The organism is Mesorhizobium montanum, from assembly GCF_033977145.1.
Taxonomy (GTDB): Bacteria; Pseudomonadota; Alphaproteobacteria; order Rhizobiales; family Rhizobiaceae; genus Mesorhizobium; species Mesorhizobium montanum.
The window spans coordinates 188687-200711 of record NZ_JAVIJF010000014.1 but is presented as its reverse complement, the minus strand read 5'-3'; the positions used below and the strand labels follow the sequence as shown (position 1 = coordinate 200711).

10 protein-coding genes are annotated in these 12025 nt (G+C 65.6%); 3 read left to right on the top strand and 7 right to left on the bottom strand.

Features of this window, described 5'->3' with window-relative positions; all coding sequences use genetic code 11:
- Nucleotides 1-274: 274 nt before the first annotated feature.
- From RFM68_RS20255 to RFM68_RS20240, 4 genes are read right to left on the bottom strand one after another with little or no spacing between them, the layout of a single operon-like run.
- A complete protein-coding gene (locus RFM68_RS20255) occupies nt 275-2362 on the bottom strand; it encodes a hypothetical protein (RefSeq protein ID WP_320234769.1) in 2088 nt (695 codons plus the stop codon).
- A 3-nt stretch (nt 2363-2365) separates the two neighbouring features.
- Complete coding sequence (locus tag RFM68_RS20250) at nt 2366-5185, bottom strand: DUF4159 domain-containing protein (RefSeq protein WP_320234768.1); 2820 nt, start codon at nt 5183-5185, stop codon at nt 2366-2368.
- Complete coding sequence (locus tag RFM68_RS20245) at nt 5182-6096, bottom strand: DUF58 domain-containing protein (protein WP_320234767.1); 915 nt, start codon at nt 6094-6096, stop codon at nt 5182-5184. Before RFM68_RS20245 ends, RFM68_RS20250 begins: the two co-directional genes overlap by 4 nt.
- Nucleotides 6096-7100, bottom strand: a complete 1005-nt coding sequence (locus tag RFM68_RS20240) for an AAA family ATPase (RefSeq protein ID WP_320234766.1) — start codon at nt 7098-7100, stop codon at nt 6096-6098. Before RFM68_RS20240 ends, RFM68_RS20245 begins: the two co-directional genes overlap by 1 nt.
- Nucleotides 7101-7254: 154 nt before the next feature.
- Here RFM68_RS20240 and RFM68_RS20235 point away from each other — a divergent pair, with 154 nt between their 5' ends.
- The 3 genes from RFM68_RS20235 to RFM68_RS20225 are packed head-to-tail and all read left to right on the top strand — an operon-like array spanning nt 7255 to nt 9796.
- A complete protein-coding gene (locus RFM68_RS20235; RefSeq protein WP_320234778.1) occupies nt 7255-7899 on the top strand; it encodes a DUF1285 domain-containing protein in 645 nt (214 codons plus the stop codon).
- The gene (locus tag RFM68_RS20230) at nt 7899-8531 is read left to right on the top strand and encodes a CoA pyrophosphatase (RefSeq protein WP_320234765.1); all 633 of its coding nucleotides are present in this window, start codon (nt 7899-7901) and stop codon (nt 8529-8531) included. The genes RFM68_RS20235 and RFM68_RS20230 overlap by 1 nt, the downstream gene beginning before the upstream one ends.
- Complete coding sequence (locus tag RFM68_RS20225; protein WP_320234764.1) at nt 8528-9796, top strand: CCA tRNA nucleotidyltransferase; 1269 nt, start codon at nt 8528-8530, stop codon at nt 9794-9796. Before RFM68_RS20230 ends, RFM68_RS20225 begins: the two co-directional genes overlap by 4 nt.
- A 22-nt stretch (nt 9797-9818) precedes the next feature.
- Here RFM68_RS20225 and RFM68_RS20220 read toward each other — a convergent pair whose 3' ends face one another.
- The 3 genes from RFM68_RS20220 to RFM68_RS20210 form a co-directional block, all read right to left on the bottom strand.
- A complete protein-coding gene (locus RFM68_RS20220; RefSeq protein ID WP_320234763.1) occupies nt 9819-10799 on the bottom strand; it encodes a S8 family serine peptidase in 981 nt (326 codons plus the stop codon).
- 81 nt (nt 10800-10880) lie between these two features.
- Nucleotides 10881-11459 carry a hypothetical protein gene (locus RFM68_RS20215; RefSeq protein WP_320234762.1) on the bottom strand — a complete coding sequence of 193 codons (579 nt, stop codon included), beginning with the start codon at nt 11457-11459 and terminating at the stop codon, nt 10881-10883.
- A 280-nt stretch (nt 11460-11739) separates the two neighbouring features.
- A complete protein-coding gene (locus RFM68_RS20210) occupies nt 11740-11925 on the bottom strand; it encodes a DUF1059 domain-containing protein (RefSeq protein ID WP_128258421.1) in 186 nt (61 codons plus the stop codon).
- Between the last annotated feature and the right edge of the window lie 100 nt (nt 11926-12025).

Here is a 12025-nt window from a genome sequence, read left to right as displayed (position 1 = left end):
CAAGGGAATCGCAAAACCGAATTGCAGGAAAACAGTGTCCAAATACCGCTAATCCTGCAATTCCAAACCTGCCGTCCGCCTTAATCAACATGCCAGATCAATGACTTGCGAATAGTTCACGGCCGACGGGAGAAGGTGGATCGGCGCGCAGCGCCGAGACGGATGAGGGGTGTTCCAGCTTGGCGCCAACTACCCCTCACCCGGATTGCCATCCGATTTGTGAACGACAAATCGGGGCAATCCGACCTCGCCCACAAGGGGAGAGGTAAAAATCTCACCGCCCCTCGCGATACCACATCGAGCCGATGGCGAGCAGCAGCAGGCCGAGGCCGAGGAAGCCGCCGAATAGCGGCACGCGCGACACGGCCTTGAGCGCGCTGTCGTCGGTGGTGCGCAGGCCGATCCAGTCGTCGCCCGAAGCGGCGGCCGAGGAGCGGACCGGCACGATCGACGGCAAGGTAACGCCGCCGGCGAGATTGCCGAGCGTGGATGACGGGGCCAGCCGCCGCACGCTGCCGCCGGTCGCCTCGGCCGGCGCCTTCAGCCTGCCCTCGGTGGAGATTACGTCCGAGAATTCCGGCGCATTGATCGGGCCGACATGGGCAAGCGCGGTAAGGTTGCCATTGCCGATCTGGTAAAGGCCGATCTCGCTGGTCTGCAGGCTGCCCGCGAAGATGCCGGGCTCGGATTTTTCAAGCTTCACCGTCACCGCCTTGCCGGAAGGGGTGATCACCTGGGCGGGGCCCGGATCGTCGCTCATCGTCTGGCGGCGGATTTCAAGCATCATGCCGCGACCGTCGGCGGTCAGCCTTTCCTCCTCCAGTTCCGGCTCCTTCATCAGCCAATGGGCGATGCGGCGATAGAGCTGGACATGCGGCCCGCCGCCTTCGAAGCCGCGCGCCCACAGCCAGCCCTGGTCGGACAAGAGCATGCCGACACGACCCTCGCCCTTGCGGTCGAGCAGAAGCAGCGGCCGGTCGTCGGCGCCCTTCATCACCACTTCGCCTTCCGGATTCTTGACACCGATGGTGCGGAACCAGCGGCTCCAATGCGGCGGCTCGCTCGCCGAGCCGTCGAGCCCGCGCGTCACCGGATGACGCTGGCCGAGATCCGTGAGGCGCGGATAAAAGGCCTTGTCCACCACCTCGCCGGTCGGCATTGCCGGCAGCGCGGCGTTGAGCGGCGTTCGGGCAATGGAGTTCTCGCCGGCATATTCGGGGCCGGCGGCGATCAGCAGCGCGCCGCCCTTTTCGACATATTCGGAGATGTAGTCGTAATAGAGGATCGGCAGCACGTCGCGGTGCTGGTAGCGGTCGAAGATGATCAGATCGAAATCCTTGATCTTCTCGACGAACAGCTCTCGTGTCGGGAAAGCGATCAGCGACAGCTCGTTGATCGGCGTGCCGTCCTGCTTTTCCGGCGGGCGCAGAATGGTGAAGTGGACGAGATCGACCGAGGCGTCCGACTTCAAAAGGTTGCGCCAGGTGCGCTCGCCGGCATGCGGCTCACCGGAGACCAGCAGCACGCGCAGGTTCTCGCGGATGCCGTCGACCAGCGCAATCGCCCGGTTGTTGGCGTCGGTCAGTTCGCCTGGCTCACGGTCGATGCCGAGCTGGACGATGTTGCGGCCGGCATTGGGTATGGTGACCTGCAGCTTCATCGGCTGGCCGATGGTCGCGTGCTCGACCGAGACCTGCTCGCCATTGACCGAGACCCGCACGTCCACCGGAGCGCCATCGCCTTCCGTCGAGATGACGCGGTAGCTCATGTCGAGCGGTTTGCCGACGAGCCCGAAGCGCGGCGCGTTCTCGAAACGGATGCGGCGGTCCTTCTCATGTTCGTTGCCGGTGATCAGCGCGTGCAGCGGCGCGTTGAACTCCGGCGCGCCAGCAGGCGCATCATGCACCTCGCCGTCGGTGATCATGATCGCGCCGCCAATGCGCGATGGCGGCACGTCGCGGAAGGCGCCTTCCAGCGCGCTGAACAGCCTGGTTTCGGTGCGCTCGTCGGCGGCTTCCGACTTGCCGGCCTCGACGACACGGACATCGAACTGCCTGAAGCGGGCAAGACGTTGCTCGAGGCCGGCCAGCGCCTCGTCGGTCTGCTTGGTGCGATCGCCGATGTCCTGGCTCTGGCTGCGGTCGACGACAAGGGCGACGACGCTCTTCAGCGCCTCGCGCTCCTCGGCGAGGAACACCGGGTTGAGCAATGCCGCGGCAAGCGCAAGCAGCGCGATGAAGCGCAGCGCCGAGCCGCGCTGGCGAAACCACAGGCCGACCAGCGCCAGCAGCAGCAACGGCACGAAGAGCAGGCCAAAGAGCGGCCAGGAGACGAGCGGTTCGAAGGAGATCGACCAGTTCATGACCTACTGCCCCAGCCGTTCGAGCAGCACGGGCACATGCACTTGGTCGGATTTGTAGTTGCCGGTCAGCATGTACATCATGATGTTGACGCCGGCGCGCAGCGCATAGACGCGCTGCATCGGGTCCGGTGGCACGGTCGGCAGCATCGGATCGCCGTTCTCGTCGACGGCCCAGGCGCCGGCGAAATCATTGGCGGTGATCATGATCGGCGAGACGCCATCGCCGGTGCGCACGGGGCGGTTCTCGGTGTTGCTGGCCTCCAGCGAGGTCTCGACCCAGAGCGGGCTGCCGTTGAAGCGGCCGGGGAACTCCGGAAGGATGAAGAAGGATTTGGTCAGCACGTGGTCCGACGGCACCGGCTCCAGCGGCGGCACGTTGAGATTGGCGAGGATGTCGCGCAGCCGCTCGGTCGCCGGGCTTGCCGAGCCGGCGCCGATGCCGTTTGAAAACTGGTCGCGCGTGTCGAACAGAACCGTGCCGCCCTGCTGCATATAGGCATCGATGCGGGCGATCGCCGCCTGGCTGGGCATAGGCGCCGTTGCATCGATCGGCCAATAGATCAGCGGGAAGAAGGACAGTTCGTCCTTGGCGATGTCGACGCCGGCCGGCGGTCCGGGTTCAAGCGCGGTCTTCTCGATCAGGAAGCGCGTCAGCCCTTCGAGGCCGGCGCGGCTGATCGAATCGACGCCGGGCTCGCCGGTGATCACATAGGCCATGCGGGTTTTCGAAATGTCCTCGATCGCCTGGGCGTCGCCGGGTTTCGAATCGTCGGCGCGCGCAAGATCGGCGTGGCCGACGAGGCCGCCCAGCACGACCAGAGCGGCGACTGCGGCCGCCACGGCCGAGCGACGCGGCCGGCGCGTCAGCAGGCCGCCCATCCAGAACACGGCCAAGGTGTCGAGCACCATCAACAGGAGAGCGACGGAGACCAGTGGTCCCTTGAGGTTCTCCGATTCGTCGAAGGCGTAGGGGACGGCTGTCACCGGCAGCGAAACCTGCGGGCGAGCAAGCGGCGCGAATGCGCTCGAAGCGTTGAGAAGATTATGCGCGAACACACCGGTCTCCGAGCCGTAAAGGCCGGGTGGGTTTTCCAGCGTCACCGGCAGCGGGCCGGCGCCAGGCACCAGCGGCCGCGCATCGGGCGAGGGCGGCGTCAGCATGCCGTCGGCGCTAATCATGCGATAGGGCGCGAGCGACGCGGCGCTGGCTTCGGCGTTGGCGATCGCGGCGCCCTGGTTGCGCGACAGCTGCACGACGCGCCTCAGCATCTCGACGAAGCTGCCCGAGATCGGCAGGTTCGACCAGGTCGCCTCCGGCGTGACATGGAAGAGCACCAGCGTACCCTTGTCCTTCTTCATGCCCGTCACCAGCGGCGTGCCGTCGGCAAGCGTGGCCCAGGTGCGCTCGACGATGTCGGGCGTCGGTTCGGCCAGAACCTGGCGGCTCACCGTCACCTCGGAGGGCGGGGAAAGATCGGCGAAGGGACCGTTCTTGGGGAATTCGGTGACCGCCTGCGGCGTCGTCCACGACAGCGCGCCGCCCAGCGCGCGCTCGCCGCTGCGCAGCCGGACCGGCAGCAGGTCATCGTCATTGCCGGCGGCGGCCAGGCGCGGGCCGGCAAAGCGGACCAGCGTGCCGCCCTTGTCGACCCAGTCGACCAGCCGCTGCTTGACCTGCGCGGGGATGGTGCCGACATCGGCCATGATGATCATCGCCGGCTTCTGGTCGAGAAGCTGCGGAATGGCGTCGGCGAGGTCGGCGCTCGACGGTTCGACCAGGTCGGCAAAGGGCTGCAAGGCGCGGCGGATGTAGTAGAGCGGCGACAAAAGCGGCTGCGCCTGATCGGCCTCGTTCTGCGACAGCAGGCCGACGCGCCGCCGTTTCGAACTCTCGTCAAGCACGCGCACGGCGCCGGCCTGGTGTTCGCCGTCGAGCGCGATCGAGGCGAAGTCGTTGCGCAGCTCGAACGGGACCGCCATCGTGGCCGTCGCGGTGGCTTCGCCCGGCGCGAAGGTCAGCGTAGCATCGGCGATGCGGCGGCCCTTGTCGTCGAAGGCGCCCGCGGTGACCTGCGCCGGCGCCGGATCGCCCGGCGCGCGAATAGCTGTCAGCGCGAAGCCGTCGACCTGGTTGTCGGCGCCAATCAGGCCGGTCAGCGAAGGCCGGTCGGACGCGGCCCAGACCAGCTGCGTCGCGTTCTTTTCGAGCAGCGTCTTGAAAGCGGCGTCGTCGCCTTTGGCGGCAAGCCCATCGGCGAGCACCGCAACGCTGGCGCCAGGCAGGCGCTCCAACGCGGCGGCGACGCGGGCGTAGACGGCGGGACGGTCGGGCGGGACCGGCCGCGGCTTGGCGGCGCGCAGATGGTCGAGCGCGGCCGAGGCATCGAAAGGACCGATCTCGGCGTTGGGCTTCTCGGCGGTGAAGGCAATGACGACCGGCACGCCGTTCGAGCCGGCATCGCCGATCAGCCGCTCGGCGGTGGCGACGCGCTTGCCCCAGTCGGCAGCACTTGCCCAGCCATTGTCGATGACAAGCGCCAGGGCGGCACCTTGCGCCGGCAGTTTTTCGCGCGGATTGAAGACCGGCTCGGCCAGCGCCATGACGACAAGCGCCGCCATCAGCAGGCGCAAGAGCGTCAGCCACCAGGGGCTTTGCTGCGGGGTCTCTTCGCGCCTCAGGACCCGGGCGAGGATTTTCAGCGGCGGAAAAACCTCCGCCTGCGGCCTGGGCGGGGTGAGCCGCAGCAGCCACCAGATCACCGGCAGCGCCAGGAGGCCCCACAGCACCATGGGTGCCCCGAAGGAAAGCGGCAGCCAACTCATGCGACCGCCCTTCCGGGATTAGTGCCGTCGGCGGTCATCGCCATATGGACGCGGACCAGCGCCTCGGAGGCGAGGCGGTCGGTGTGGTTGACGGTATAGCTCCAGCCGAGACGCTTGCACCAGGCAGCCAGTTCCTCGCGGCGAGCCTTGTAGAGCAGGCGATATTCCTCGGCCAGCATCTCGGCCCGGCCGGCGGTCAGCTTGTCGCCGGTCTCGGGATCGGTGAATTCGGTGCGGCCGGCATAAGGGAAGGTTTCCTCGGCCGGGTCGGCGACCTCGATCAGATGCGCGCGCACGCCGTGGCGGGCGAGCACGTCGAGCCAGGCCTTGGTTTCCTCGACCGGGTCGAGGAAGTCGCCGACCAGGACGACGTCGCAGAAGCGGCGAATGGCCGACAGGTCGGGCTTGGCGGGCAGCGCGCCGGCATGGCCGAGCTGGGCGGCGATGCGCTCGGCGCCGTTGCGGGCGGTGAACGGGTCGGTCAGGCCCGGCCAGGCGATGCGCTCGCCGCTGCGCGACAGGAGCTCGGCCATGGCCAGCGTCAGCACCAGCGCGCGCGATTCCTTGGAAACGCCGGCGCCGGCGGATTTGTAGAGCATGGAAGGCGAGGGGTCGGCCCAGAGCCAGACGGTATGCGCCGCTTCCCATTCGCGGTCGCGCACATAGGTGTGGTCGTCGCGGGCCGAACGGCGCCAGTCGATGCGCGAGGAATCGCCTTCGACATAGGGCCGGAACTGCCAGAAATTCTCACCGATGCCGCGCTTGCGGCGGCCGTGCCAGCCCGCGATCACCGTGTTGACGATGCGGCGAGCCTCGACCAGCAGGTCCGGCACCAGTGAGGCCCGCAACCGGCCACGGGCGAGCGCGTCGCGCGTCGCAACCGATGCCTGGACCTCGCCTATTCGACCCATCAGATGCCTTTTGCCAGCTTCGCCACCACGTCGCGCACCGAGGTGCCTTCGGCGCGGGCGGCGAAAGTCAGCGCCATGCGATGCTGCAGCACCGGTTCGGCCAAGGCGCGAACGTCGTCGACCGAGGGCGCCAACCTGCCATCATATAGGGCGCGCGCACGGGCGCACAGGGTCAGCGCCTGGCTGGCGCGCGGGCCCGGGCCCCAGGCGACGTGCTTGTCGGTCTCGGCATTGCCCTGGCCGGGCCTGGCCGAACGCACCAGCTTGAGGATCGCCTCGACGACACTTTCCGGCACCGGCATGCGGCGGATCAGCGTCTGGACTTCCCTCAATCTGACCGGCTGCAGCATGTTATCGGCCTTGGCCTCGTCGACGCCGGTCGTTTCGAGCAGGATGCGCCGCTCCGCCTCGATTTCCGGGTAGAGGATGTCGACCTGCATCAGGAAGCGGTCGAGCTGGGCTTCCGGCAGGGGATATGTGCCTTCCTGTTCGAGCGGGTTCTGCGTCGCCAGCACATGGAAGGGTGAAGGCAGGTCGTGGCGGGCGCCGGCGATGGTCACGTGATATTCCTGCATCGCCTGCAGCAGCGCCGATTGCGTGCGCGGCGAGGCGCGGTTGATCTCGTCCGCCATCAGCAATTGCGTGAAGATCGGCCCGGAAATGAAGCGGAATGAGCGCTTGCCGAACTCGTCCTGCTCCATCACCTCGGAGCCGAGGATGTCGGAGGGCATCAAGTCGGGGGTGAACTGGACGCGGCGCGAATCGAGGCCGAGGACGATGCCCAACGTCTCGACCAGCTTGGTCTTGGCGAGGCCCGGCACGCCGACCAGCAGCGCATGGCCGCCGGCCAGCAGCGCCACCAGCGTGCGCTCGACGACGGCTTCCTGGCCGAAGATCACCCGGCCGACCGCGTCGCGGACCCTGGAGATATCGGCCAGCGCCTTTTCGGCTTCCTCGATCATCGCTTTTTCGCTGATCGGGTTTTCCTTGATCATCACGCTCATGCCGTTCGATCCTTGTGGTTGGAAATACCGGCCTGCATCCTCAATGCCGCAGGATGCCGCGATTCGGCTTCGCCTGGCGCCTGCATTCGAACTTAAATCACAGACTTGAGCCGACAAGGCTGACAATCGGGACAACAGTGACTATTTCGTGACCATGGCCGAACCCAGCGAACATCGTGAACCAAGCCTGAGCGAACAGAGCCTGACTGGCGCCACCGAGGCGCGCGGCCTGGAGGCGCTGATCTCGCGGGCGGCACGGGCCGGAAAGGGGCCGGCGCCGGTCGAGCGCTGGAATCCGGATTTCTGCGGCGACCTCGATATGGAGATCAAGGCCGACGGCACCTGGTTCTATCTCGGCACGCCGATCGGGCGCATGCCGCTGGTGCAGCTTTTTTCCAGCGTGCTGCGCAAGGATGCCGACGGAAAGACCTATCTGGTGACGCCGGTCGAGCGCGTCGGGATCCGCGTCGTCGACGCTCCCTTTGTCGCTGTCGAAATGAACGTGTCCGGGAGCGGCGACGACCAGGTCATCACTTTCCGCACCAATGTCGGCGACGTCGTCGCCGCCGGACCCGGCCATCCGCTGCGCTTCGTCGACGAGGACGAAACCGGCGGGCTGAAACCCTATGTTCTGGTGCGCGGGCGGCTGGAAGCGCTGGTGGCGCGGCCGGTGATGTATGAGCTGGTCGAGCATGGCGAGGAGATCGACATCGGCCGCAAGGCGATGTTCGCCGTCCGCTCGGGCGGCGAGATCTACCCGATCATGCCGGCGGAGAAACTGAAACGGCTGAGCGCGTGATGGACCAGGTGACGCCGGCGCCATTTTCGATCGCTGATTTTCGGGCGCGCGTCGCTGCGCAGGCGACGATCATCCCCGGCGACGATTTCGGCGACCATCGCTTCAATCCCGGCCACTCGAGGCTCAAACACGTCAAGCCGCTGCGCGACGCGGCGGTGTTGATCCCGGTGGTCGACCGCGCCGAGGGCGCGATGGTGTTGCTCACCAAGCGTGCCGAGAAATTGCGCAGCCATTCCGGCCAGGTGGCTTTTCCAGGCGGCACCATCGATGCGACCGATCCAAGCGCAGAGGCCACGGCGCTGCGCGAGACTTTCGAGGAGATCAGCCTCGATCGGGGCCATATCGAGATCATCGGCCGCATGCCGGATTATGTGTCGGGCAGCGGTTACCGCATCGTGCCGGTGCTTGCCGTGGTGCGTCCAGGCTTCTCATTGGCGCTCAATGCCGACGAGGTCGATGCCGCTTTCGAGGTGCCATTAAGCTTCCTGATGGACCCGGCCAATCACGCGCGCGACAGCCGTTTCTGGAACGACCTCGAATGGTTCTTCTACGATATGCCCTATGGCGGCCAGCGCATCTGGGGCGTTACCGCCGGCATCATCCGCACCCTTTACGAAAGACTCTACGCTTGAGCGCCGACATCACTCTTTCGGGTAAGGCCGATTGGCTGGACGACGAGCCGCTGCAGCGGCTTCTTGCGGCCTTGAAGGACGGCGGCGAGGAAGCGCGCGTCGCCGGCGGCGCGATACGCAACACACTGCTTGGCCAAGCGGTGGCCGATATCGACATCGCCGCGACGACCTTGCCTGAAGAGACTATCCGCCGCGCCGAGGCGGCCGGGTTCAAAACGGTGCCGACAGGCATCGAGCATGGTACCATCACCGCGGTCGCGGGCGGCAAGCCCTATGAGGTGACGACGCTGCGCGCCGATATCGAGACCGACGGCCGGCGGGCAAAAGTGATTTTTGGCCGCGACTGGAAAGCCGACGCGGAACGGCGCGACTTCACCATCAACGCGCTCTATGCGGAAGCCGACGGCACCATTGTCGACCTCGTCGGCGGCATTGCCGATATCGAGGCGCGCCGGCTGCGTTTCATCGGTGACGCGGAAGCGCGTATCCGCGAGGATTATCTGCGCATCCTGCGCTTTTTCCGCTTCTTTGCCTGGTATGGCGACGGACGGCCGGATGCGGAAGGGCTGAAGGCCTGCGCCAGGCTGAAGGAAGGACTTGCCCAGCTTTCGGCCGAACGCGTCTGGTCCGAACTGAAGAAGCTGATGTCGGCTCCAGATCCCTCGCGCGCCCTGCTCTGGATGCGCCAGGCCGGCGTGCTGTCCGCAGCACTTCCGGAAAGCGAAAAATGGGGAATCGATGCCATCCACGGCCTTGTCAGGACCGAAAACGATCTCGACTGGACCGCTGATCCGCTGCTCAGGGTGGAAGCTGTTATCCCACCCGATGCCGAACGCGTGAAGACGCTTGCCGAACGGCTTAGGCTTTCGACGGGCGAGGGCGAGCGGCTCAAGCATTGGGCGCTGACGTCGTTGCCCGAACCCAGGACGACCGAGACCGAATTGGCAAAGAAGCTCTATTTCGGCGATCGCGCCGGATTTCTGGATCGGCTGCGGCTGGCTCTCGCCGCCGCGCGGACGCGTGCCGTCGAGGACGATCAGGCGATGATCGAAGCCGGCGGCTTCTCGCGCCTGCTTAATTTTACGCTGAAATGGGAAAAGCCGGTCTTTCCGATCAAAGGCGCCGACCTGACCGGACTTGGCGCGTCGCCTGGGCCGAAGCTCGGCGCCACGCTGAAGAACCTCGAGAAGGAATGGGTCGGGTCGGGCTTCACCCTGGAACGCGGCGCACTCATGGAACGCGCCGCGCAAGCCCTCGAGGTTTAGACGGGTCGGCGCGCTCGGCGTGTCAATGTATCGCCACAGGGGCGAGGGCGCGCGAGAGACTTGCCTCGCCCTTGCCGTAGACGGACGGGTCGTAATTGGCCAGCGTGTCGGTGCGGGCCGTGTTGAGCAGGTCATTGGTGATCTGCACCGGCGTCGCCTTCGTGAACTTGCTGCCGATGATCGCGGCGTAGCCGGAGATGATCGGCGCGGCGAACGACGTTCCGTACAGGCCGGTCTTGTCGCCTTCGACGCCGACCACCAAGAAGTGGCTCTGCACGAGCGGGTTGGAGCCGGCGTAGTCGGAATACCAGGCAAGCTGAGCCTTGTTGGCTGAAGTGCCGTTCGTCGACAGCGCGCCGACGAAGATTGCCGTCGATTTGCCGATCAAGGCGAGGTCGAGATAGTCCTGCTGGCCGCCGATGGCGCCACCGACGGCGACGGCGTCGTTGCCGGCCGCCTTCGAGACGACAGCCGATCCCCTGGTTGCGTAAGAGATGATCGACGCTTCCTCCGGTGCCCAGCCGATCTGGTTCACGCTGTAGCCCGCGGTGGTGTACATGCCATAGCTGAGGTTGAGCACGTTGCGGCCGCTCGCCAGAGAGACGAATGAGCCGGTCGAGAAATCCTTGGAGCGGATGGTCGCCGCGGGAGCGATCATGCCTGCCTCCTCTCGCGTCCACTCACCGTGCCGCTGCGTCTGTACGCCGATGCCGAAATTGCCGGGGAAGCGCGATGTGCTGCTGAAGTCGTCGACCATGGTGATGGTGACGCCCTTGCCCTTGTAGCCGGCTGACCAGGCGGCGCCGACATCGGGGCTCATCCAGCTCTGTACGGCCAGCGCCGTCCGTGCGACCGGGATCGTCGCGCTCACGCATATGGACCCGCCGCCATGGCAGAGCGCGGCCATCTCGTCCGGGCTGAGAGCCTCCTGCGCCGACGCAATCGGTGCTGAGAGGATGGCCAGGGCAGCAGCGAGGCCGAACTTCAAGTGATTAACCGACATGTTCATACTCCAGTCAGACAAGAACCAGGACGGACGATCGCGAATTTCGGGACGAGATGAATTCATTCGAAGCCCCTGCGATCAGAAAGTGAGACGGTAGTTCAGCCAGAGATGCATGTTCTCCGGTCTGGCGTTAACCAGATACTTCAACGTTTCCTCAGGCGCGGTCTCGCCTGCCGCGAGCCGGCAATTGACGCTGTAGGTTCCGAGGTCGCCATAGTCGGCCATGCAGGGCTTTTCACTGAGATTGCCGCCGATGATCGAGGTGACCGACAGGGACAGGGTGCTGTTCGGATTCGGATGGGTCTGAGTGAGAAAACCAAGCTTGAGGCTGGGCTCAATGCGGTATTTCTCGGCTTGTTCCCCGGTTCCAAATCCCCAGAGAATGCCCGTATCGGGCGTGATCTGGGTGAGAAGGTCGACATGCATATCGACCCAGTTCGCATGATACCAACGGCTGAACGAGACCCAGCTTCCGCCCTGCAACTCATAGCCGCCGTTGCCGAGGTCCCTGGCCTGGTCGCTGAGCGGAGAGCCCTGATGAATATCGACGAACGAGGTGGTCCATTCCTGGGCGGTTGCCGCGGACGCGCAGAGGAACGTGCACAGCTGGAGTGCCGCCGCGCAGAGACCGCCTCGAATGTTGGACCGCTCGCGCATGCGCGAAGCACCTCGCCCCACCATTCCGGACAGCGCCTTGATGGCGAAGGGCTCCTCGGGCAGCCGCCTCTGGCCGGATCATGGACCGGAAGGTCGCACGCGCACCGTTACCGCGAGGTTATCCAAGATGCTACGAATATAAGAATTTGCTTGAATTATGCAGAAATATGCTTTGCCGGCGATCGGGGATCGCCAACGGAGAGAGCGGGATGCGCTGGAAGCAACATCCCGCCTCTTGCCTGTCGGCTTGTGATGTTTCGAAGTCTGCGATTTGGTCCGTTCAGGCGGCGTCGCGAGCCTTCTGGATGCGCGAGCGGATCGCCTCGATCATCGTCTCGCGAATGATGGTCTCGCCGTGCGTCTCGCGCATATGCTCGACGGCGCGGCGCATGACCTCCGCTTCCTCATCGGCGCGCGTGTGCCAGTCACAGCCGGGAACCAGCGATCCGCATTGAAATTCCTTCATGGGGTTTTCCTTTCCTCGCTCTGGAGCCGCTCAGCCTGGCCGCTCCAGCCATTGTTTTTATGCAATCCCGCCGGAAGCCGCTGCGCGTTTTCGCAGGATT

Bases quoted from the DNA above. Each gene is read 5' to 3' on its own strand.
- RFM68_RS20255 (WP_320234769.1), bottom strand. From the start codon at position 2,362: ATGAACTGGTCGATCTCCTTCGAACCGCTCGTCTCCTGGCCGCTCTTT.
- RFM68_RS20250 (WP_320234768.1), bottom strand. From the start codon at position 5,185: ATGAGTTGGCTGCCGCTTTCCTTCGGGGCACCCATGGTGCTGTGGGGC.
- RFM68_RS20245 (WP_320234767.1), bottom strand. From the start codon at position 6,096: ATGGGTCGAATAGGCGAGGTCCAGGCATCGGTTGCGACGCGCGACGCG.
- RFM68_RS20240 (WP_320234766.1), bottom strand. From the start codon at position 7,100: ATGAGCGTGATGATCAAGGAAAACCCGATCAGCGAAAAAGCGATGATC.
- RFM68_RS20235 (WP_320234778.1), top strand. From the start codon at position 7,255: ATGGCCGAACCCAGCGAACATCGTGAACCAAGCCTGAGCGAACAGAGC.
- RFM68_RS20230 (WP_320234765.1), top strand. From the start codon at position 7,899: ATGGACCAGGTGACGCCGGCGCCATTTTCGATCGCTGATTTTCGGGCG.
- RFM68_RS20220 (WP_320234763.1), bottom strand. From the start codon at position 10,799: ATGTCGGTTAATCACTTGAAGTTCGGCCTCGCTGCTGCCCTGGCCATC.
- RFM68_RS20215 (WP_320234762.1), bottom strand. From the start codon at position 11,459: ATGCGCGAGCGGTCCAACATTCGAGGCGGTCTCTGCGCGGCGGCACTC.
- RFM68_RS20210 (WP_128258421.1), bottom strand. From the start codon at position 11,925: ATGAAGGAATTTCAATGCGGATCGCTGGTTCCCGGCTGTGACTGGCAC.